This window comes from Maribacter sp. UH1, assembly GCF_056839145.1.
On the sequence record NZ_CM166387.1, the window covers coordinates 4,436,404 to 4,460,092 of the forward strand.

The 23,689-nt window shown below is 34.8% G+C and carries 21 protein-coding genes; 11 read left to right on the forward strand and 10 right to left on the reverse strand.

Annotated elements, in window-relative coordinates; translation table 11 throughout:
* Positions 1-17 precede the first annotated feature (17 nt).
* From UH1x_RS19285 to UH1x_RS19295, 3 genes are read right to left on the reverse strand one after another with little or no spacing between them, the layout of a single operon-like run.
* A complete protein-coding gene (locus UH1x_RS19285) occupies positions 18-650 on the reverse strand; it encodes a nitroreductase family protein (RefSeq protein WP_482623676.1) in 633 nt (210 codons plus the stop codon).
* A 10-nt stretch (positions 651-660) separates the two neighbouring features.
* Positions 661-1,332 carry an NAD(P)H-binding protein gene (locus tag UH1x_RS19290; protein WP_482623678.1) on the reverse strand — a complete coding sequence of 224 codons (672 nt, stop codon included), beginning with the start codon at positions 1,330-1,332 and terminating at the stop codon, positions 661-663.
* A gap of 1 nt (position 1,333) precedes the next feature.
* Positions 1,334-1,918: a TetR/AcrR family transcriptional regulator gene (locus tag UH1x_RS19295; RefSeq protein ID WP_482623680.1), complete on the reverse strand. Its 585-nt coding sequence runs from the start codon at positions 1,916-1,918 to the stop codon at positions 1,334-1,336.
* Between the two features lie 246 nt (positions 1,919-2,164).
* Between UH1x_RS19295 and UH1x_RS19300 the strand changes: the two genes are divergently transcribed.
* From UH1x_RS19300 to UH1x_RS19310, 3 genes are all read left to right on the forward strand, one after another.
* Positions 2,165-3,379, forward strand: coding sequence for a patatin-like phospholipase family protein (locus UH1x_RS19300; protein WP_482623682.1), 1,215 nt, complete (start codon positions 2,165-2,167; stop codon positions 3,377-3,379).
* A gap of 121 nt (positions 3,380-3,500) precedes the next feature.
* Entirely contained in the window at positions 3,501-4,070 is a 570-nt protein-coding gene (locus UH1x_RS19305; protein ID WP_482623684.1) for a hypothetical protein, read from the forward strand.
* 89 nt (positions 4,071-4,159) lie between these two features.
* Positions 4,160-5,512 carry a DEAD/DEAH box helicase gene (locus tag UH1x_RS19310; protein ID WP_482623686.1) on the forward strand — a complete coding sequence of 451 codons (1,353 nt, stop codon included), beginning with the start codon at positions 4,160-4,162 and terminating at the stop codon, positions 5,510-5,512.
* 82 nt (positions 5,513-5,594) lie between these two features.
* Here UH1x_RS19310 and UH1x_RS19315 read toward each other — a convergent pair whose 3' ends face one another.
* Positions 5,595-6,455, reverse strand: a complete 861-nt coding sequence (locus tag UH1x_RS19315) for a sigma-70 family RNA polymerase sigma factor (protein ID WP_036154549.1) — start codon at positions 6,453-6,455, stop codon at positions 5,595-5,597.
* 238 nt (positions 6,456-6,693) lie between these two features.
* On the opposite strand from UH1x_RS19315, the gene UH1x_RS19320 reads away from it, so the two are divergent.
* Together UH1x_RS19320 and UH1x_RS19325 are read left to right on the forward strand one after the other, a co-directional pair.
* Positions 6,694-8,046, forward strand: coding sequence for an aminopeptidase P N-terminal domain-containing protein (locus UH1x_RS19320; protein ID WP_482623688.1), 1,353 nt, complete (start codon positions 6,694-6,696; stop codon positions 8,044-8,046).
* Positions 8,047-8,080: 34 nt separating this feature from the next.
* Positions 8,081-8,263: a BBE domain-containing protein gene (locus UH1x_RS19325; protein ID WP_316930801.1), complete on the forward strand. Its 183-nt coding sequence runs from the start codon at positions 8,081-8,083 to the stop codon at positions 8,261-8,263.
* Between the two features lie 66 nt (positions 8,264-8,329).
* Here the strand turns inward: UH1x_RS19325 and UH1x_RS19330 are convergent, their stop codons facing one another.
* Positions 8,330-9,022, reverse strand: coding sequence for a nitroreductase family protein (locus UH1x_RS19330; protein ID WP_482623690.1), 693 nt, complete (start codon positions 9,020-9,022; stop codon positions 8,330-8,332).
* Between the two features lie 276 nt (positions 9,023-9,298).
* On the opposite strand from UH1x_RS19330, the gene UH1x_RS19335 reads away from it, so the two are divergent.
* The 5 genes from UH1x_RS19335 to UH1x_RS19355 all read left to right on the forward strand — a co-directional run bounded on the left by UH1x_RS19335 (position 9,299) and on the right by UH1x_RS19355 (position 14,232).
* Positions 9,299-10,573, forward strand: coding sequence for an arylsulfotransferase family protein (locus tag UH1x_RS19335; protein WP_482623692.1), 1,275 nt, complete (start codon positions 9,299-9,301; stop codon positions 10,571-10,573).
* Between the two features lie 251 nt (positions 10,574-10,824).
* Positions 10,825-11,565: a hypothetical protein gene (locus UH1x_RS19340; RefSeq protein WP_482623694.1), complete on the forward strand. Its 741-nt coding sequence runs from the start codon at positions 10,825-10,827 to the stop codon at positions 11,563-11,565.
* Positions 11,566-11,718: 153 nt separating this feature from the next.
* Positions 11,719-13,023 carry an NCS2 family permease gene (locus UH1x_RS19345; RefSeq protein ID WP_482623696.1) on the forward strand — a complete coding sequence of 435 codons (1,305 nt, stop codon included), beginning with the start codon at positions 11,719-11,721 and terminating at the stop codon, positions 13,021-13,023.
* Positions 13,014-13,808 carry a 5'-methylthioadenosine/adenosylhomocysteine nucleosidase gene (locus UH1x_RS19350; RefSeq protein WP_482623698.1) on the forward strand — a complete coding sequence of 265 codons (795 nt, stop codon included), beginning with the start codon at positions 13,014-13,016 and terminating at the stop codon, positions 13,806-13,808. Before UH1x_RS19345 ends, UH1x_RS19350 begins: the two co-directional genes overlap by 10 nt.
* Positions 13,809-13,932: 124 nt before the next feature.
* Positions 13,933-14,232 (forward strand): hypothetical protein, encoded by a 300-nt coding sequence (locus tag UH1x_RS19355; protein ID WP_482623700.1) that lies wholly within the window; start codon positions 13,933-13,935, stop codon positions 14,230-14,232.
* A 96-nt stretch (positions 14,233-14,328) separates the two neighbouring features.
* On the opposite strand, the gene UH1x_RS19360 is transcribed toward UH1x_RS19355, so the two are convergent.
* Positions 14,329-15,672, reverse strand: coding sequence for a hypothetical protein (locus UH1x_RS19360; protein ID WP_482623701.1), 1,344 nt, complete (start codon positions 15,670-15,672; stop codon positions 14,329-14,331).
* A gap of 119 nt (positions 15,673-15,791) precedes the next feature.
* Here UH1x_RS19360 and UH1x_RS19365 point away from each other — a divergent pair, with 119 nt between their 5' ends.
* Positions 15,792-17,081, forward strand: a complete 1,290-nt coding sequence (locus UH1x_RS19365; protein WP_482623702.1) for a putative glycoside hydrolase — start codon at positions 15,792-15,794, stop codon at positions 17,079-17,081.
* 119 nt (positions 17,082-17,200) lie between these two features.
* Here the strand turns inward: UH1x_RS19365 and UH1x_RS19370 are convergent, their stop codons facing one another.
* The 4 genes from UH1x_RS19370 to UH1x_RS19385 all read right to left on the reverse strand — a co-directional run bounded on the left by UH1x_RS19370 (position 17,201) and on the right by UH1x_RS19385 (position 23,570).
* A complete protein-coding gene (locus tag UH1x_RS19370; protein WP_482623704.1) occupies positions 17,201-19,228 on the reverse strand; it encodes an oxidoreductase in 2,028 nt (675 codons plus the stop codon).
* Between the two features lie 255 nt (positions 19,229-19,483).
* Positions 19,484-20,344 (reverse strand): outer membrane beta-barrel protein, encoded by an 861-nt coding sequence (locus tag UH1x_RS19375; protein WP_482623706.1) that lies wholly within the window; start codon positions 20,342-20,344, stop codon positions 19,484-19,486.
* A 414-nt stretch (positions 20,345-20,758) separates the two neighbouring features.
* The gene (locus UH1x_RS19380; RefSeq protein ID WP_482623708.1) at positions 20,759-21,970 is read right to left on the reverse strand and encodes a cytochrome-c peroxidase; all 1,212 of its coding nucleotides are present in this window, start codon (positions 21,968-21,970) and stop codon (positions 20,759-20,761) included.
* A 145-nt stretch (positions 21,971-22,115) separates the two neighbouring features.
* On the reverse strand, positions 22,116-23,570 hold the full coding sequence (locus UH1x_RS19385) for a vanadium-dependent haloperoxidase (RefSeq protein ID WP_482623709.1): 1,455 nt from the start codon (positions 23,568-23,570) through the stop codon (positions 22,116-22,118).
* Between the last annotated feature and the right edge of the window lie 119 nt (positions 23,571-23,689).

Below are 23,689 nucleotides of genomic sequence, written 5' to 3' on the forward strand. Positions count from 1 at the left end.
TATGGTTTGATAAACGATTACTCTATAACCGTTACCAAATCTTTCATTGGTTTTCTAACTTTTACTAGATTAACCAACCAGTCTTCACTTTCATTTCTATAACCTAGTGGTAACAAAACAGCACTACGTAATCCTTTTTCACGTAAGCCTAAAATTTTGTCTACCGCAGCAGGATCAAAACCTTCAATTGGGGTTGCATCTACCTTTTCAAAAGCCGCTGCCGCTATCGCTTGTGAAAAAGCGATATATGCTTGTTTTGCAGCATGGTTAAAGTTTTCTTCTTCATCTTTTTGTGGATAAGAATCTAGTAACATCTTACGATAGTTTTCCCATCCTTCGTTCTTAAAACCTCTAATCTCATTGGTTAGATCGAACATGTAATTAATTCTATCTTCGGTATAGGTGTCCCAAGCTGCAAAGACAAGTAGGTGAGAACAATCGGTAATCATAGATTGGTTCCAAGCTACAGGTCTTATTTGTTCCTTAATATCTTGATTTTTAACCACTATAATTTCAAAAGGCTGTAAGCCGCTTGATGTTGGGGCCAAACGCGCTGCTTCTAAAATGCGTTCTACTTTATCTTCGGCTACTTTTTCACCGTTCATAGCTTTAGCGGCATATCTCCAATTTAATTTATCTAATAATTCCATTTTAATCTTTCTAATTTAAGTTGCGTTTTGCTAATTGTTCTATATCGTTTGATGTTATGATAACATCGGTATTACTCGTTGTATTTGCTAAATTCAACATTGCCTGAGCAATGCTTTCTGCATTGATAATTCTATATTTTTTCAACGGACCAATAAATAACGGCTGAATGGCTTTAAATACTATTAGTCCTATTTTTTCAAGTGTTCGTTGTTCATCTCTTTCTCCTCCAATTAATGACGGTCTTAAAATTGATGTATGGGGTATGCCTTGGTTGACAACATCTTGCTCCATTTCTCCCTTTGTTCTATTATAGAACACCTTACTTTTTTTATTTGCACCCATTGCAGAAACCACTAAGTAGGTAGGGATTCCATTTTCTTTTGCCAATTTTGCCGCAGCAACAGGTATACCGTAATCAATTTCTTTGTAGCGTTTTTTATCTGGAGTTTTCTTTGCAGTAGTACCTATACAACAATACACTTCGTCTGCTATAAATTCTTTTCTAAACTGTTCTAAGTCTAAAAGGTTTCCTATAAACTGCTGTACTTTACTTGGCAAGCCCTCAATTCTTGATCTAGAAAATAATTTTATAGTATTGTACCTATCGTCAATAAGTAATTTCTTCAACAATAATCCTCCTGTTAAACCCGAAGCTCCTAATATGATGGCTGTCTTTTTCATTCTACTTACACGTTTTAATGCTGCTCCATGCAGCTTCGTAGGCCTGGACTAAATGCTCCTTATCCAATGTTACAGAACCTCGGTTTTGAGTAATCATTAAAAATGAAAGCGGATTAATTGAATAGGCATATAACATATAATCTGACAATGGTTTTATAACACCTTCTTTTTTACCACGTGCCCATAAATCGAGTAGGGGTTGCAAGTGCTTTATGCCTTCTTGCCTGCTAGCTTCATCTATCATTGGGGTATTATCACATTGCGCAAGAAACATGGCGTCGGCGCTTTCCTTTAACTTAAACTCGGCTATACGTTTCCAAATTACTTTAAAACCTTCTTCAACCGGCATAGTTTCATCATATGTGGCAAAAGCATAAGCCGTATAATTAGCCTTAACCTCTATATAGGTTTTATTCACCAAATCTTGTTTGTTTTCAAAATATAGATATATGGTGGCTGGAGATACGCAGGCCATTTTTGCAATCTTACTCATTGGTGTAGCATGAAATCCATCATTGTTCACCAACTCTATAGTGGCATTAATTAATGCGTTTCGTTTGTCTATGCTTTTCTGTAATGCTGCCATAACTATGATTTCTTGGTACAAAGTTACAGAAAATGAACGTTCATTCTTTTTTATTAACAGAACTTTAATTTAAATAGCGTGGAAGGAATGTAAAAAAACATAATATCCTTATAATTTCTAAGAACATTCTACAAACAACTTATTTCTAATTTCTCTAACTTTAGAAAGTGCAATACAGGTAGTTCCCACGTCCTTTTCAATTTTAAATTGAATCCCTTAACTTGATTTCCTAAATTATTATTTAAAATGTACAAAATTCTATCTCTAGACGGTGGTGGCAGTTGGGCTATTATTCAATTACTTACCTTAAAAGATAGATATGGCAATTTAACGGGTCACGATATTTTAAAGAAAATTGATCTTGTAATTGCCAATTCGGGTGGTAGTATCGTTCTTGCTGCTTTAGCTGAAAATTATACCATTGACAAAGCCATTTCCCTTTTTAAGGAAAAGAAAAACCGAGAACTTATTTTTCATAAGAACTCTTTTAAAGATCGTTATTTTCCTGTTGACTATTTAGGCCTTTTTAATGCGGGATTTGGACCAAAATATAGTGCAACTAAAAAAAAGGAAGCTTTTGAAAATCTATTTCCTCAGATTGATGAAATACAGATGGATGAAATTCCAAAACTGATTGGTAAAGCATCCCTTAAAATAGTAGTTGCCACATATGATGCCTTAAATAATCGTGCTAAATTCTTTAAATCGTTCTCAACAAACCCAGATACTTACGATTCCGTTAGACTTACCCAAGCTATAAACGGATCATCTAACGCCCCTGTTCAATATTTTGATTTCCCGGCACGTTTTAAAGCTAAGCAAAGTAACATATATTATGAGTTATGGGATGGTGCCCTAGGCGGATTCAATAACCCTATTCTAGCTGGAATCATAGAAGCCTATAAACTAGGTGTTGACTTAAAAACGGTTCAGATTATATCTCTAGGCACCAGTAATTCATTAATGTCGTCTGAAGCGAAAAAAAACTTTTGGGATTGGAAACAGATTGCACTAATTTTTAGAAGAAAGAAATTTGCTTTCTCTAAATGGAAACCGCAATTCAACTTCTTTAAAGAAACGGTGTTACACCAAGCAAAAACAATTTTATACCAACCACCAGATACGGCCAACTATATTGCTATGATGTTTTTACAGGTAGCTACGGACAAATTACTTAATGAGCAAATTATTCGCTTATCACCCTTAATTCATTATGATGAGCAAACCGAAACATCAATAATTCCTTTAGTTCAAGATTTATACAGATTGGATATGGACCTAACCAAAGATGAAGAAATTGAAACATTGATCAATTGTTTTAATGCTTGGAAAAGCGGAAAGTTATATAATCAACCCATAGAATTTAAAGTGGAGCGCAATAACGATTTATCTTTTATTAAAGGCGATAAATGGTATCAAGAGGGGATGGAAAGGTGGAAGAGTTGGGAAGCTGCTGAATAAATTTCCAACTTAAAATTTCCCAGTTTTAACTAACATATTTTATTAAATACTTGGCTTTGCAATCGTAGTATAGTTTATAAATGCTTTTACCTATTTTTGAAAAAATATATAACCCTGCACCATGACACTAAAACAACAATTTTACATCATTATTTTTTTATTTGCAGTACCACTTATGGCTCAAGAAACTAGCCCTTCTGAAGTATTTTGGAACAATTTAAAATCTCATTGTGGTAAGGCATACGAAGGTAGTTTAGCATTACCTGAAGAAAATGAAAGTTTTGGTGGCAAAAAACTTGTTATGCATGTTAGGGCATGTAGCGATAACGAAATTAAGATTCCGTTTTATGTTGGTGACGATAAATCTAGAACATGGGTTTTAACTAAAAATGATGGAATACTTACCTTAAAACATGACCATAGGCATGAAGACGGCACTGAAGATGATGTGAATTTTTATGGTGGTACAGCAAGTAATGTGGGTAAAGCTGATATTCAGTTTTTCTCAGCAGATGTCGCAACTCAAAAAATGATACCTGGTGCTGCAACCAATGTTTGGTGGATTACATTAAACGATTCTACTTTTACTTATAATTTAAGAAGATTAGGAACCGATCGTGTCTTTAAAGTGGTAATGGATATTACTAAGCCGATTGAAGAACCAGAAGCTCCGTGGGGTTGGGTAGATTAAATGAATCATTACCGGGAATCTACATCACTTATAAACAGATTGTTGTTACTCCCTGAATAACTGTACCTATCTTTGCCGAAAATTATTTTATGTCAAATCAGTTTTCGGATTTAGGAATCAATAAACAAATTCAACAGAGTTTAGAGGAATTACAAATTACAGTACCTACAGATATACAGAAAAAATGTATTCCTGTTGTCCTAAATAAAAAAGATGACCTTGTTGCATTAGCAAAAACAGGAACTGGTAAAACTGCTGCATTTGGCTTACCATTACTGCAATTAATCAATACAGAAAATATAGCAGTACAAGCTGTTATTTTAGCACCAACAAGAGAATTGGCACAACAAATACATGCCAACCTAATTTCATATGCCAAACATAGTCCTGCAATATCAATTGCTTCAGTATGCGGTGGTATACCTATAAAACCTCAAATAGAACGCTTAAAAGAAGATACTCATATTGTAGTAGCTACGCCTGGTCGTTTAGTTGATTTGGTAAAACGTGAGGCTATTGATATTAAAAAACTAAAGTATTTGGTTTTAGATGAAGCCGATGAAATGGTCACTGCTTTGAAAGAAGATTTAGATACTATTATTGCCGGTATACCTAAAGCTAGACGTACATTTCTCTTCACCGCTACCATGTCCGGAGCTATTAAACAATTGGTTCAAAACTACATGTCTAAACATGTAGTACATAAAGAGGCAGATATGGCAACCCTTGGACATAAAGGTATTGATCATAAATATGTGGTAGTTGAGCCTATTGAAAAATTAGATGTGCTTATGCACTTTTTAAATACAAAAGAAGGGCAACGTGGTATCATTTTCTGTAAAACAAAAGCGGCAGTTAATAAGTTGGCTAAAAAATTAGCTATAAATAAATTTTCATCAGGTGCTTTGCACGGTAGTTTATCTCAAGGAATTCGTGATCGTATAATGGGTCAGTTTATAGAAGGGCATATCAATATTCTTGTGGCGACGGATTTAGCTTCTCGTGGCTTAGATATTAAAGAATTGGGTTATGTAGTCAATTACCATTTACCGGACACCTATGATGCCTATGTTCATAGAAGCGGACGTACAGCTAGAGCAGGAGCGAAGGGACTTTCATTAACCATTTTACAAAAAGAAGAAGTTGCAGAAGTATTTGATTTTGAAAAGGAATTAGGTATTTCTTTTTCAAAATACCAAAAAGCAGATGCACAGAGTATCGAAGAAAACAACACATTACTTTGGGCTAAAAAAATCTTTAAAACCAAGCCTAATCGCGAAGTATCTGAAGAATTTAAAACTAAAGTAAGAACCATTTTCCATCACTTGACCAAAGAAGAATTGGTAGAGAAAATATTGGCAAACCATATAGCCCAAACCACAAGTCTACATATAAAACCTGAAGAGTCGAAAAAGAAAACAAAACATATTGGGAACAACTAATAGTTTTCATTTACAACATCTTAATGCATAAAAAAGCCGACTTAAATAAGTCGGCTTTTTTTTTAATATTTTAAACTGTCTTCTACAAATATGCTTTTAGTACTTCGTTTTGAGATTTATTACGAAGCTTGCGAACAGCCTTTTCTCTAAGCTGTCTAACACGTTCTCTAGTTAAATCAAAAAGCTCGCCAATTTCACTTAAACTTTTAGGGTGACTTTCACCTATTCCATAGTAGAGTTTAATTATTTCACTTTCTCTGCTTGGTAATGTATTTAATGCCTGATTAAGATCTGTTTTAAGTGAATCCATCATCATACCGGCATCTGGTCTGTTTGCATCTTTAGAGCTAACCACATCATATAAATTAGATGATTCTCCTTCTTGAAAAGGGGCATCCATAGACAAGTGTCTTCCGGAATTTTTTAAAGCAAGTTTTACTTGCGTGCTACTCATATCAAGTTCTCTAGCTATTTCCGTAGTACTTGGTGGTCTTTGTAAAGATTGCTCTAGCGTAGAAAATACTTTATTTATCTTACTTATTTCCCCAATTTTATTCAATGGAATACGTACCATACGAGATTGCTCAGAAATAGATTGTAGTATGGATTGTCTGATCCACCATACGGCATATGATATAAACTTAAAACCTCTGGTTTCGTCAAAACGTTTTGCAGCCTTCACTAAACCAATATTTCCTTCATTGATTAAATCTGAAAGTCGTAATCCGCTACCTTGATATTGTTTTGCTGTAGATACTACAAAACGTAGGTTAGCATTTACTAAGGTATTTAGGGCATTTTGATCTCCTTCGCGTATTCTTCTAGTTAGCTCCACTTCCTCATCTGCGGTAATCAAATCAATTTTTGATATTTCTTGAAAGTACTTTTCTAATGATTTAGTGTCTCTGTTTGTAATTTGCTTAGTGATCTTCAGTTGCCTCATATATTATTTTAATTTTTATCGTTGTTATAACTTAAGCTATTTTTTAATAATATCCTAATGAAATTAAGTATTTGTTATAATTATTTTAATGTATTTCAAAAATTGATTAATTAAATTTAAAATTATATGATATTTTGATCTTATTTTATCAAATCTTTAATACTTAGATAATAGTTATCCCTAGAGGTTTATCCTCAAGAAAAAAGCTCGAAATTCGGACTAACCATAACAAACCAAGATGAAAACGACCTCTTCTATCATTATCTTATTTTTCTACACAAGCTTTCTTTTTAGCCAAACTCCCGTGCAATCTTATTTTGAATGGACAGCATTACCTTTTGCAAAAGAAGAGTTAAGAGAACGACGAGATAACCTAATAAATATTTTAACGGAACAAGGCAAAACAGGAATAGTGATTATTCCTGCTAATGACGGATTTTCATTCGGAGAAACATTTAGACAGGCAGATGATTTTTATTACTTCACCGGATTAGAATTACCAAATGCCATTTTGGTTATGAATGTAGCCAACAAATCAGTAACTATATACACTCCTGAACGAGATTTACGATTTGAAAATGGCTCTCGTACAAATGATTTTCCAGGTAGACCTTTATTGTATGATAAGCATATTACAGAAAAAACCGGAGTAACTCTTGCATCTATTGAAGACTTTACCCTTCTAATGGATACTGAAAGTAAAAAGGAAAACACCATTTTAATTAATAATGGACGACAAGGTGACATTTCTTATGCATCTGATGCCTACATAGCTACCCATTCTCCTGTTCAAGTTCTGTTACAGGCCTTGGTCAAAAAACATCCCAAATTGAAACATGAAAATATGTACGATGCAGTTGCCAATGTACGTATGATTAAATCTGAAGCTGAAATTGAAATCATTCGCAAGGCTGCTAATATAACGGTAGAAGGTATTAAGCAATCTGCAAAAATGATTAAACCTGGTGTAGATGAGCGTTACCTAGAAGGTATTTTAGAAGGCGACTTTAAAATTAACGGTTCTCAACGACTAGCTTTTGGTTCCATAATTAAATCAGGACCAAATTCTCATTGGCCTTGGAGAATATTAGCAACCCACTATAACCGTAGAAATAGAGTTATGGATAAAGGCGACTTGGTTATTTTTGATGTCGGTTGTGAGTATGAGCAGTATGTTAGTGATATTGGTAGAACCTTTCCCGTATCTGGTAAATTTACCGATAGACAGAAAGAGATTCTTGTCATGGAAACTAAAATAGCAGATGAGATAATTAAGTTTCTAAAACCCGGTATTACATTTAAAGATGTACAGACACTAACTAATAGTATTATTCCTGATGAGGCAAAAAAATATATGCAAGTTGGCTTGTTTTTTGGTCATCATTTAGGGCTTTCGACCGGAGATCCAAACCTATCCTCTGCAGCTCTAAAACCAGGTATGGTTTTTACTGTAGAGCCTTGGTATTATAATCATGATGAAAACATTTCAGTATTTACTGAAGATATGATTCTTATCACTGAAGATGGTTGTGAAGTTTTAAGTAGTGATTTACCAAGAACCCCTGACGCCTTAGAAGGTTTGATGAAGTAATAAGAAACCCAATTTATATATTGGCTATTTCTAAATTAGGGCATATTCAAATTTCATGATGAATGAAGGTCAAGAGCGTGTTAAAGCTAGTTACAAACACAATTATGTGAGACTGGTTAAAATTAAAAATAGCTATGACCCACAGAATTTATTTAGAGTAAATCAGAATATTAAACCATCTACCAAAAATATTAGAATTAATATGCCTGCTTTCTAATGTGCTAATAAAAAATCCTATCTAAAATATTATTAAATAGGATTTAAAGTATCATTACTTAAAGTATTACTCATAGAACTCTGAAATAGCTTCTATTGGTTTTCTTTCAATATCTGGCACATACGTTGGTGTCTTGGGGTAGCCTACCGGTAACAACAAAAATGCACGTTCATTACTTGGTCTCCCCAATAGCTTTGCTAAAAAGTTCATTGGGCTAGGAGTATGAGTTAATGTAACTAAACCCGCATTGTGTATTGCAGTTATTAACATACCTGCGGCAATACCTACAGATTCATTAACGTAGTAATTATTTACCTTTTTACCATCGCTATCTAAATCATGTACTTTTTTAAAAACGATAATAAGCCAAGGTGCATCTTCTAAAAAGGGCTTGTACATGTTTGTTCCCATCGGTTTTAAATCTTTCAACCAACGGTCGCTCATTCTACTTTCATAACTTTCCTTTTCTTCTGCTTCGGCAGCCTCTCTGATTTTTGCCTTTAATGTAGTATTAGAAACAGCACAGAAGGTCCAAGGTTGTTTATGCGCACCTGACGGAGCCGTAGAAGCTGTTTTTATTAAAGTTTCAATTACTTCTTTTGGTACAGGTGTATTTGCATATTCTCTAACAGATCTTCTTTCATCTAAATGTTTATAAAAGGCCTCACTTTTGACAATGAGTTCTTCTTTAGACAATGCATTTTCTTTATAAAGTACATGCGTGTGTCCGTTTACTTCTATACTAGCTTTAGATGTCATTGCTTTTAATGAGTTTTAATTGCTGATTACCCTTCCAAAGATATTGTTTTTTTACTGTACTATTTAAGGCAGTTTACTAATGAAATAGGCGTTTAGATGATTTTTTAAACTATTCATAATTCGTTTACATAGTAAAACCATCCATTTACTTAATAATACTCACTTTACGCTGAATGGGAAAATACTGCATGCATGGTAATTCTATATTTATCATGTTGCTTAACTAGTGCTACAAATAGAATACCCAAAAATTACCTAATCTTAAATATAAGAAGTATGAGAAAATCAGTTTTAAAAGTAGGTTTCACCTCTGTTTGCGTATCAATTCTATTATTAATCTCTTGTAGCGATGATAGCGATGATTTAACCCTTTCGGAAGATACTACAACAATCGACAGCGACGAAACAGAAGAGGCTAGTAGTACCGTAGATTCCGATTCTTATATACTAGCAGTTGCACCGGATGATGGTGTATTTTTAATTGACCACGATGGTAATAGCTTGTACGATTGGGATTTTGATGGAGACCAACTGGGTAATGATGCCGAGCTACTTAGCGATGGTAGTTTAGTAGCTACTATTAAGGTAGGTAATCCACAAATTACCTATGGTGGTTATGGTGGTAGTTTTAGAAAAATCAACGCAGATCAAACTATTGCTTGGAATGTTGATTACTCTAGTGACACCTATATATCGCACCATGATGTAAATTACCTTTCTAACGGAAATATCATTTTCCCTATTTGGGAACAGGTTAGTCAAGATGATGCTGCTGAAATGGGATTTTCTGGAAATTTTGATATTTATCCGGATGCTATTATAGAAATAAACCCATTAACCCAGGAGGTAGTTTGGGAATGGCATGTTACAGATCATATTGTACAAGATTTTGATGAAAGTAAAGAGAACTTTGGGGTAGTGGCAGATGTTCCAAACCTGATTGACATCAATTACAATAATGACCAAACTGATGGAGATATTACACATGTAAACGGTATTACATTAGACGAAGAAAATGATTTGCTTTATATGACCGTTAACTTTTACAGTGAGGTATGGGTAATTGATCATAGTACCTCAACGGAAGAGGCAGCTTCTAGTACAGGCGGCAACTATGGTTTGGGAGGTGATTTAGTTTATCGTTTTGGAAATCCGTTGGCGTATGACAATATTGGTGAGGTCACATTAAATAGAGTACACTATCCAAACTTATTCGATGATAATAAAATGTTGCTATTCGTTAACAACAAATATGATAATCAATCTGCTGTAGCCGAATATCAATTGAGTCCCCCTTTTGAATTAATAGCTGGGCAAGATAATGAGCCTGAACTTATTTGGGAGTTTACAGATTCTGATTTATATAGTAACGGACTAGGTAGTGGTGTGCGAATGAGTAATGGGAATACCCTAATTGCGGAGGGTACAGGTACAATTTGGGAAGTAAATAGTAGTGGCGATGTTTTATGGAGATTTACAAATTACAGCAGACCGTGGCGAGCCTATGCATTTACTAAAGATGATGAAGCAATATCAGCTCTAGGTCTATAAAAATAGTTTTTTGGTTTAATTGATTGATTGGTAAGAAAGGGTTCCTTTAGAAATATTGGGACTCTTTTTGTTATACCTAAGATCAAGTTGTTTCATATTTAAAACTATCAAAACATTTGGTTACACGTTAATGTACTACTGAATACAAGTATCCTTTCGTTAAAAAATAGCTGCCATTCGCTTAAATTAAAATTATGCCCCCTTTATATGCATTAAGTTTGAAATCCATTAAAGCAAATAGCACTTAAAACATGAGATTATATATTCAACTACTATTACTTTTAGTATTAACAACAAGCCAAGCGCAAAATACAGAAGACAACATCACTTACAGCAGTTTTATTAATGATGAAAATGTTCACGTACAGTTAAGTACAGTAGATCAAGCAACAATGCTTACTATGCTACATAAAGGCTTTTACGTATATTTTGATGTTAAGGGCAAGCGAAAAAAGAATGTCTCGGTGCAATATCCAATTAATATTGCACCTCCTGAACGCCCAAATAGAAACGATAGAGAAAATGGGAATAGAGAGGAGCTAGACCAAGATGAAAGAAGAGGACCTGACATAGCTAAGTTGATTGCCGAGATGCCAAAAATGGCTGAATTTACCAATCTAGATTTGGTACAAGAGTTTCATTTGGACTTAAACAAGCTTGGAGTTTCCATTACATATAATTATGATGAAGGCAGCAAAGAACTTCAATACGAACTAGTTATTCCTAAACAGGAAATTAGCAATGCTAACTTCTCTAAACTATCCATTGGCATCGTTACTCCAAAAAGGGAAAAAGAATCTAAAGACAAAGATACTAACATCAGTTTTGGCGGCGGTGGCCAAGGCGGTGGCGGTGGTAGAGGAAGTCAGGGCGGACCTGGTGGAGGTCAAGGCGGCGGTGGTCGTGGCGGATCTCAAGGTGGACCACCACAGCAAAATGATAGACCAGAAGAATCATCTCTTGATATTTGGTTTAAAGTAGACATGGGTTAAATGGATCGCTTCACATTTTAAAATCAATAATTATAAGTGCTACATTAGATTTAATCCCTAAAATATACAGTTATAAATGCTGATTCAAAAAATGTTTTAAGATTCCGTCTACGATAGGTGTAAAATGCTTCTTTTCTTAGTATTTTAATCTTCATGGTAGATAGAAGTACATTTATACAAACTGAAATACTGGCAGGTATCAGTTCATTTCTAGCAACATTTTATATCATCATTGTAAACCCAGCAATTCTTTCTGCTTCCGGAATGCCTTTTTCTGCAGCGGTAACCTCAACGGTTCTTGTTTGTGCCTTTGGTAGTATTATGATGGGGTTATATGCTAAAAACCCTTTTATTATTGCACCTGGTATGGGTTTAAATGCTTTCTTTACCTATACTGCCGTACTAGGCTTAGGCTTAAGTTATCAAGCTGCCTTGGGCGCCGTATTCTGGGCAGGTATTTTATTTCTAATCTTAAGTGTTCTTAAAGTCAGGGATAAAATCGTACTAGCCATACCACATTCTCTAAGATTTGCTATCGCCGCCGGTATTGGACTTTTTATTTCGTTTATAGGTTTCCAAAATGCAGGTTTTATTATTGATGATAAAGCTACCTTGGTTGGTCTAGGTTCGCTTAAAGATCCTATGTGTCTTACTTTTTTAGTAGGGCTACTCATTACTGCCATATTAATAGCTAAAAGGGTTACGGGAGCTATGATTATAGGTATACTATTAACTACTATTCTTGCTTGGCCCATTGGTAGATGGTGGGGAGATGCCTCTCTTGTAAACTATGGTATACCCACTATTGTTAATTATTCAGGAGTTTTCTCTTTGCCAGACTTCAGCTTATTATTTAAAGCCGACTTATTAGGATCTATTAAATATGCATTTTTACCAGTAATCTTTGTATTTGCCTTTACAGATTTATTCGATAGTCTTTCTACATTCGTAGGTTTATCAGAAGCATCTGGCTATAAAGATGAAGACGGAAACCCAAAAAATCTTAAAAAATCTTTAATGGTAGACGCGGTTACCACCATATTCTCAGGCTTGGTAGGCACTAGTTCCGGTACTGCATATATAGAATCTGCCGTAGGCATTCGAGAAGGTGGCAAAACGGGACTTACAGCAATTACTGCAGGTATTCTTTTTTTACCGTTTCTATTCTTCTCTCCATTGTTATCCATAGTTCCAAGCATAGCTAGTTCTATTGCATTGGTTTTAGTAGGTTCTTTTATGATGAAACCGTTAACTAAAATTGATTGGAATACGGCAGATGAAGCTATACCTGTTTTCTTTACCATGATACTAATGCCATTAACGTACAGCATAACCACAGGAATCATTTTTGGTTTTCTAACATATACCTTACTCAAGCTCTTTGTTGGCAAGAAATCGGAAATAAACCCAGTGTTATTAATTATAAATGCATTATCAATTCTTTACCTATGGCTATAAGACACTATCTAATTTTTCTAATGCTATTTACTTTATGCGGAGTAAAAGCCCAACGTATTGCAATTATGGGTGCTATGGACGAAGAAATAGAACTACTAAAGGGGCAATTAGAAAGTAAAGAAGAAATTGAAAAAAACGGAATTATATTCTATACCGGTAAACTTAAAAATAAGGAGGTTGTTCTATTAAAGGCTGGTATTGGTAAGGTAAATGCAGCATACAGTACGGCAATACTCACTACACACTTTAAACTTAAAGCGCTTATTTTTACTGGTGTCGCAGGCGGATTGCACCCAGATATACAACCAGGTGATATTGTTATTGCCGATAGTTTGGTTCAATATGATTTTGGGCAATTACAAGATAATGAGTTTATAACTTGGCCAACACGAAATCTTATTAAGAATACTAAAAATCCTGTACTCCTTTCTGTAGATAGTACATTACTTCATACTAGTAAAATAGTCTCCAATACAATTCAACTAAAAGCATTTAAAGGTAGAGTGCCTAAATTCTATGTAGGTACTATTGCTACGGGTGATACTTTTGTAAGCAATGCTAAAAAGGCTAAGGCTTTATACTCTAATTTTAATGCGCTTGCCACTGAAATGGAAGGAGCCGCAGTAGCTCAGATTTGCACAATGTTGAAACTACCTTATATTGTAATACGTAGTTGTAGCGATAATGCCAATACCAATGCGCATACAGATTATTATAAATTTGTTAAAATCGCCGCTATTAATTCTGCACAAATGGTTTTGGCCTTACTTGAAAATACGCTATAAAATTACCTCATGTTTTCATCTATAAATAAAGGCGGTTAATAGGTTTATATAGCTTATTTGTATATAATCTTTTTAATAACACATCGTTAAGATTACTTTTGCTCTTAAATTAAAACACATAACCATGAAAAAAGTAATTGCAACATTCATTCTATTAGCAACAATAACTAGCTGTAATAGCGTAAAAAATATGGATACCTCTAAGGTTTCAAATGCTGCTCAACTATTAGGTTCTTTAAGTTCTAATTCTACAGTTCAACAAGTAGCTAACTTATTTAGCCTTTTAGATACGAACAACGATCAAGCTATTAGCTCCTCTGAAGCTATTGGTGAAGTTTCTGAAAATTTCAGTACTTTGGATACCGATAATAATTCAAGTCTTAATCTTACGGAATTAGAGGGTATTCTTGCCTTGTTGAAGTAATATATAAGATGATTTTAAAAAAGGCGTATTCTAATGAATACGCCTTTTTTAGTTTCTATTCTAGAACAAGACAACATCTCACTAAGTATTCAGTACCTAAGGATTAAACGAAGGCAGCTCTACTACATATGACTCTACTGATGTACCGTCTTCGCTACCGCTCCAGTCAGAACCAAAAAGTACTCGTGTACCTGTGGGACTAATAACGGCATGCGGTTCTCCCCAATAGTCAAATTCATCTTCATCTGCTCTATGATGTCCTATTCTGTATACTTGAACATTACCTGGCTCAACACTAGCTATTACCAGTTCTTGATCTAACAATGCCTGACCATCTCCTTCAAAACCGATCATGGATGCAGCGATCCATCCCGGATTTTTATGGGCTACTGCAGAAATGTGGGTTCCCTTTTTAGGATATGCATATCCTAAATCTTCCGAAATAACAGGTAGACATTCACCTGTATTCAAATCATAAGCAATGATATTTCCTTGGCATCCACCATTTGGTCCTGCATCAAAACTAACAGAAAAATCGGTATCGGTACCATCTACCATTTTACCTAAACATGAATGTTCTGGTTTACTCTTATTTAGTCTCGCTTTAAAATTACCGTCTGCATCATATGACGATACATTATGATAAAACAAGCTTCCACTAGGTGCTGGCATAGCTGCTGTATAGTTTACATCATTTAAATTGAAGGTTATGAGTTCTTCAGTTGAAAATCTATAGGAGTACGTCTCGCTATTATCGCATCGAAATCCAATAACATCAGAATCCCAAGACATCATTTGTACATCATTACCCATACTAATGCTTCCCGTACAATTAGTAAGTTCTTTTAGATTCACCAGCACCTCTTTATTCCCAGAAGACACGGAGTACTTAATGAACTCATCTGTGACGGAGTCTAAATAATATAAAATATTAGGGTCGTTAAAATCCCAAAATAATTGTTCTAAATCATCTGGGCGCACATCATCAAGATTTCGAATAAATTCATAACTCATTCCATCTAACAATTGATGAACTCCATTAGTTTGGTCATATAAAATCATTCTACTTTCATCGGCGTTCCAAGCTTGTATCGTACTGTACATAGGTTTAATAACCCCTCCAGCACCAGCATTAGAAATTCTACGAATAATAGTTCCAAAAGACGGATTTACTATAGTTTCTAAATAATCTGGTTTTGCAATATCTTGCATAGGGTGGGGTTCAAGGTCGTTTGCAACGAGTGTTGTTGCTACGTCTACTGAGGTTACATTTTCATCAATTGTCGGCTCCGTTTCTTCCGCTTCTTCAACTGTTTCTTCTGCTGTTTCAATTTCAGCGTCATTACTGTCATTTACTGGTAAAATAGCTTCTTCATTAGTACAGCCAATTATGGCACAACTAAGGCTTAACAACCATAGGTAAGTCTTCAATTTTCGCATAGCGTTTTAATTTTGGGGTTATGTTATGTACGTTTAGAAATATGGATATAGTTGTTAAAACAATGGTTTTCTGTAATTTGAGTTTTATTTTCCGATCTTTAAGGTCTTAAAAATGTAGAATGAAAAAAGTTGTTTTCAGATTAGTTTTAATAGTAATTGTAACATTTACCTATGGATGTAGCAGTGATAAAAATGATGTTGAAAATGAACTGGATGTAAATGAACCTTCTACTTTAGATATAGACGAAGATGTACAAGAATTGGAAGAAATTTTAACGGATACAGTGGTCAACCAAACTAAACTATTTTGGTTGTATCTGCATCATGAAGAAATACCAGACGCAACAATAGAAACCGAAGCACCGAGACGAGATATCATTGTCATGAATGCCTTATTTCATGAGTATGTGCAAAAATTTAAGGCAGTAAATCCTGATTTAAAAATGTTAGTTTATAAAGATCTTACATCAACAAGAAGTTATGCCGTTGAGAATGAGGTTGACGATGAGTATATACCTACAGGTGTTGGTTATCAATATGCAAACACCAACCACCCAGAGTGGTTTTTAGTTGATGAAAACGATAATAGATTGGAATACACAGGCTACCCCAATCATTGGCAAATGGATATTGGTAATATTGAATATCAACAATTTTGGGCAGATCAAGTTGGTGATGAACTTGTGGCAAACGGATGGGACGGAGTGCTTATGGACAATGCTATTTACATACTAGATACCTACCACGAAAATGTCTTTCCTAAAAATTATGAAACCGATGCCGAGTTTCAATTTGCATACAAATCTATGCTGACCACAATACATTCTAGATTAAATACGGATAATAAAATAGGGATAGCCAATATAACCGATACTAGATTACACCCAGGGGTTTGGGAAGACTATATGCAACATCTTGATGGTGCTTTAGATGAATGGTGGCTTGTTTTCGGTAATGGAAATTACCTTTCTGACTATTCTGAAGGTTATATTCCTCAAATCAATGAGGTAGTAGTTAATGAATTGGATGATAAAATTACCTTAGTGCAACCACACACTTCTATTACCGACAATCAAGGTTTTTATTATGCTTTCGCCAGCTATTGGTTAGTAAACAACGGTAATACTTATTTTTCTGAACAAGAAATTACCGATGACTATAATGACCCATCACCATGGAGAGATGAATACAATTGGAATTTTGGTGAAGCCACTGGCAGCTATACGCAACTAGAAAACGGACTCTACCAAAGAGAATTTTCTCGTGCCTTGGTTTTCGTTAACGCTAATGATTCTGGTACCATACAAGTAGATTTAGACACATCTTATTTAAATGAAGTAGGGGAAGAGGTAAGTTCTATTGTAGTGAATGCCTTAAGCGGAACTGTGCTTAGAAAGTTAAGTGAATAATAATCGATAGATATAACAGCACAAAAATCAAATTCTAAAACTAACGTATGAAAACGGAGCGTTCATACCTCTAAAAGATTAAATCATTCTACGATATGACTTCACTTGTTACTATAGCATTAAATTTCCGCGGCTAATCTACAAGCCTGATTTATGGCACGTTTAGCATCTAATTCGGCAGCAACATCCGCACCACCAATTACATGTACTTTCATGCCTTTTGCTTCCAATGGTTCTAAAAGTTCTTTAAATGGTAATTGTCCTGCACAGATAACAACAGTATCTACTGCAAGTATTTTCTGCTCATTATTTTGAGTATAGTGCAAACCTTCATCATCTATTTTAGTATACTGCACTTCATTGATAAACTGTACTTTTTTCTTTTTCAATGTTGACCTATGAATCCAACCTGTGGTTTTACCCAGATTACCACCAAACTTACCTTTACTGCGCTTAAACATAAATATTTCTCTAGGCGAAGGATGCATTTCTGATTGCATATTCTCAATACCACTACGAGCTTCTAAAGTCTTATCAATTCCCCATTCCTTAAGCCAAGCATCAATATTTAAGGCCGTACTTTCACCTTCATGGGCTAAATATTCAGAAACATCAAAACCAATTCCGCCTGCACCAATAACAGCAACACGCTTGCCAACCGATTTTTTAAATTTTAAAACATCAATATAGTTTAGGACTTTTGAATGGTCTACTCCCTCAATTTTAGGAGTTCTTGGTTTTATTCCGGTCGCTACAATTACTTCATCAAAATTGCCATTTTTCAAGTCTTCTGCACTAACTCTGGTATTCAATTTTACAGTTACATTATGCAGCTCTAGTTGTTTGTTAAAATAGCGAATGGTTTCGTAAAATTCTTCTTTACCCGGTATTTGCTTAGCTAGGTTAAATTGTCCGCCTGTTTCTTTTTCGCCATCAAAAAGTGTAACATCATGTCCACGATGTGCGGCTACTGTAGATGCTGCCAATCCTGCCGGTCCTGCACCAACAACGGCTATTCTTTTCTTTGTTTCTGTTGGGTTATAATTAAGAACTGTCTCATGACAAGCTCTTGGGTTTACCAAACAACTAGCAACCTTTCGTTGAAAAACGTGGTCTAAACATGCTTGATTACAACCAATACAGGTATTTATCTCATCTGCCTTGTCAGCTTCAGCCTTATTGACCCACTCTGGATCTGCTAAAAATGGTCGTGCCATAGAAATCATATCTGCATGACCTTCCGCTAAAACTTGCTCAGCAGTTTCGGGCATATTTATTCTATTAGACGTAACTAACGGAATAGATAATTCTTCTTTCATTTTTTTGGTCACCCAAGTAAATGCCGCTCTAGGTACAGATGTTGCAATAGTTGGTATACGGGCTTCATGCCAGCCAATTCCTGTATTTATAATGGTGGCACCAGCTTTTTCTATTTCTTTACCTAAGGCAACCACTTCTTGCCAAGTGCTTCCTTTTTCTACCAAATCTAACATTGATAAGCGATAGATAATAATAAAATCTTGACCAACGGCTTCACGTGTTTGCTTCACTAATTCAATTGGTAAACGCATTCGGTTTTCATAGCTACCGCCATAATTATCGGTACGTTTATTTGTTCTTTCTGCAATAAATTGATTTATTAAATAACCTTCAGAACCCATAATTTCAACGCCATCATAACCCGCTAGTTTGGAAAGTTGAGCCGAATTTACAAAATCACGAATGGTGCGATTAATACCGGATTTATTGAGCTTAAAAGGTTTAAAAGGGGAGATGGGGGACTTTATAGCGGATGGTGCCACAGCAAAAGGATGATACCCATACCTGCCAGCATGTAGAATTTGCATACAGATTTTACCACCTTCTTTATGTACGGCATCAGTAATGACCTTATGATGTTTCGCATGCTTTTTAGAACTCATACGTGCAGAGAAAGGACCTGTCCAACCTTGTACGTTTGGCGCTATTCCGCCAGTTACTATTAATCCGACTCCGCCTTTTGCCCGTTCGGCATAATATGCGGCAATTTTATCTATTCCATTTTTTTCCTCTTCTAATCCGGTGTGCATAGAACCCATTAAAATCCGATTTTTAAGGGTGGTAAATCCTAAATCCAAAGGCTCAAAAATATGTTTGTACTTGGTCATCTTACTACTAATTAAATTCAATTTACTATGCATGCATAATAGTTGAAGGTACGTTTTAAATATTGAACATTTAGTTAGTAGCTCTATTTTTTTATCATAATGGTTTACAGATTATTTATAATTAGTGCCAAACAAGCGCATTCAAAGTTCTTCAAAAAGCTGAATTAAATAACATACTTTCTTAATTGAAACATATAAAAAGCCCCTATTGAAACAACAGTTTCAATAGGGGCTTTTATTATAAACTCTTTAATATTACTCCTTACTTGCTTTTGCAAATTTATAAGTAACACCAATATTTAAACCAAATGAAGAATAAGGAACTTTTTGAGATAGTTCTTGAGTAGTGTCTGTGTTAGTATTAGATAACTCATCTACATATGTAGTATTTCTATTTATGCCTTCTGGTAAATTATCAATGGTATATAAACCACTTACAGCAACAGTTCCATCAGGAAGTTTAACATCTGTGTTAAACTCAGAGATTTCAGAATCTTTACGCTTTAAACTAATACCATAATACTCTACTTCTGCAAAAAGGCTAAAATTAGAATCTAGATCGTACTTATACCCAAGTGCACCTACAAAACCTAAAGGGAAATGACCATGGAAATCTTCTTTATAATTTGTTTCAGAATACGATCCGTTTGGCACTCCAAAAGCTTCTGCTTCCGCTTCAGAAAATACAGATTTTTGATAAATAACTCCTTCTGTTTTTCCACCTAATTTAATTAATGCCCCAAAACGTCCGTAAATGTTATTGGTAAACTTATAAACTACAGATGCTGAAGCACCAAATGCACGTGCTCTTGCTATTGCATTTACTTCCGTACTTGGTAAATCTACAATTGACACATCTTGGTCTGTACCTTTTAAGTAACCAACACCTAAATCAACCCCAAAAGATTCATCAAAAAAATACGTACCTCTTAATTGAAAATTTACGCCTTCTCCATAACTACCGTAAGAGTTCTCTGTATCAGAGGCATTAACTCTTTCTCCTAATTTCATGGTTGCACTACCAAATGCCAATCCTGAACTAGCAGATACTTGCCATTGCCCGTAGGATACCGAGCTTAATAAAAGAGCTGTACATACAGCGATTAAGTGTTTCATAATAAATGATTTATAAGTTGAAATTTGATTAACCTAATTTTTTAAAAAGCAAAAATAAACCCACACAAACAACTCATAAACAATGTTTTAAGTCATAAGACTTAAATGAATCCCTACGAGTTTAAATGTAACTTTTAAATTAGTCTATCAAAGTTACTTTATTAGGGAAAGTTCTTATATGTAAGTGCATGCTTTAACATTCAAATTAAAATTTACACTTTATTTCACCTTATATTTTATTAATTAATCAATTTTAAAGGCCAATATCAATCTTATTAATAATTTTTTAGGATATAACACGTATTCTCTCAATACTTAATCAATAACTATTAAGATGATTACCTTATAATAGCTAAGGTGTTTTAATTAAAAATAGCGCTTCCAAAAAATCAATATCCAGTTTTTAAAATTGGTTTATTCTATAAACGGACTGGCATATTTTTCATCGTTTATAAACTCATCATCTGTTAAGGTATTTAGAAAATCTACCAAGGCTTGTTTATCTGTATCAGACAAGTTTAATCGACGGACATTATTACCTTGGGTTAATCTATTATCTAGATTAGGATTATTTTGGACACCACTGTTATAATGTTCTACAACATCTTCTAAAGTTTCAAATCTACCATCATGCATATACGGTCCGGTTAAGGCTATATTTCTTAATGATGGCACTTTAAATTCACCTAACTCATTGTTGTTTCCGGTTATACCACCTACACCCGGATCTGTTATGGTAGCATCCAACCCGTTGTTTCTTGCATCATCCCCAACAAATACATTGGTGGCATGACAATCAAAACATCGCGTTTGATTACTCATAAACAACTGCTTACCTCTATTTTCAGATGTAGTAAAATTGGGAAAATTGTCATCTATATCTTGTGTCTGAGCAAGTCCTTCGTCAAATTTAGATTCGTAGGAAACCATTGATCTTATAAATTGTGATAATGCCAATGCTACGCGATTGCTTGTTATTGTTTCATCGCCAAAAGCATTTGTAAATAAAGCTGCGTAATAAGGCTGTTGTGTTAGTTTCTCTTCAAGTTCAGGCAATGTTAACCCCATCTCAACCAAGTCCTGTATAGGTACTAAGGTTTGTGCTTCTAGGGTTGCGGCTCTTTCATCCCAAAAGAATCTTCCATTCTCATAAAACCTGGCATTTGCCAAACCCATAGAATTTCTTGAAGTCAACTCTCCATTAAACCCTGTACTTAATGCATTGGGATCGGAAAATCCGTTTTCTTGTATATGGCAAGAAGCACAAGAAACAGTGTTGTTCATTGACAGGTTCTTATCATAGAACAGAACCCTCCCTAAAGTTGCTCCATTATCTGTTGTAGCATTATTATTGGGAGTATTATCCTCATCTCTGACATCATTGTCAAAGAAAAAATCAGGTAAAAGAATATTGGCATAATTAAAAGGTGAATCAGGTAGGTTTAGAATGGAATCATCCACCTTCACAATATCTAATGTTTCTTCTTCTACCGTGGTATCAATTTCACTTTCATCTTCAACCAAAACTACTTCTTCCTCATCTTCAGGAATTTCTATATACTCATCTTTTGCACAAGAAATGATTATAAATGTCATTAGACATAAAGTGACAACATACTTTTTCATATTAAATTGATTTTAAAGGGATTGATAAAAATTAAAAAGTAGTTTTTTGTCATTCTGGTCTTTTAAATTTTGGCAGGATAGATGTTTTTATAATTGTAAAAGCTTCGCCAGCAACGGCGAAACCTTTACAATTAAGAGTTTAAGCTTAAAAATTTGGGGAAAGGTTGAAACTGTTTATAGCTGCTGAAATTTCATAACCTAAACGAGCACCTTCATCGCTATCTGCTTGTATATGAACACCCAATGGTATTCTAGAATATCCGTTTTCTTCTGCCATTTCAGAAAAAGAATTGAAGCTTCTAGAGTCGCTTCTAAATTCTGAACGACCTGCGTGGGTTCTGTCCGTGAAATTAATTGCATCACCACCAAATATGTCTATAAATACTCCAGATGCCACAGCTGCAAAGGTTGCATGACCAGAAGGGTAGGCAGGAAATGCAGGATTTGGAGAGGAAATAAACCGTGCTAAATTCGTTTGAAAATCATCATTTATATATTCTAAAATATATCTACTTGGACGCTCCGTGTTGTAAGTATATTTATCATCCCAAGCGGAAACTGCTGCATCGTTCATGGCGAAACCCAATTTCAATAATAGCTCTAAGGTTTCTTCAAAATCTAAATCTTCTTGCTCAATAAGCTGATTTGCTATTGAAAACTGACGTCCAGGAGGACTCATCATCAAACCTTCTACATCATCTGACCAGAATTCTGAAATCCACAGATCTTCATTATCCGATAATCTGGCAGTTGTAGCAGAGATCTCCACTTCTTCCATTTGTTCGTAATAACCACTATTTCTATTTTCATTATGATCAAAAGGTGGGGGCGTACTAGAGGTTTGTTCAGGAGAAATCACAAAAGTTCTAACTTGATTCCAATAAGGAAACCATGCACTTTCACCTTCAGATGCAGCCCATAAACCAACTCCTACAGGTGCCACGTATGAGGCAGGATTAGGATCTAATTGTTGTGTTTCCGCAGCATTGTCCGTTTGACTATAGGCAATGACCATTTCTGCTACCAATGCTCCCCACTCTTCAGAATCTTCTATTTCTTCTTGAGATAAGTTTTCAGATAATTCTTCTGCCATTTCATTTTCTAAAGTGGCAATACCAGATTTAGCATTATTGGATACACTGAACATAAAATGATCGAAAACCAAAGCATAACAAGTGTTTAGTGCTAAATTTCTATCTACATTGGCAGGTCTATCATCTTGGTCTAGATTAAAACCTTGTAATTGATTTCTAGTAGATCCGTAACCATCCATATCAGCTACCGCTGTTTCATAACCAGCTAAATGAATATAAGCAAGTGCTCTTGCCGTAGTGTTAGGTCTTAATCCGTTGGTGTATCGATCTAATACTAACCACAGATCGTTCCAATCCGTTATAAGCTGTACTGTCTCTTCTGATGGGTTTAAACCGTTGTTTCTATTGTTCTGTCTTCTAGCTGTTAAAGAATCTTGTTCTACTGTATTAAGATCTTCTACTTCGGCATCGCTTAGTTCAAGTACATCAAGTTCATCTTTGGCACAAGCTTGTACTAAAATCACCGCTAGAATTATTATTAACCATCTTAATTGATTATTTCGCATAACATTTTTTGTATTAAGGTTACTGTTTAATTGAAGGCTTATTTATGCCTTTTCCTTAATACGATCAAGAGTTCGATTTACCCAACCCCTAATTTGAAAAAAAATAGAATTAGTTTTAG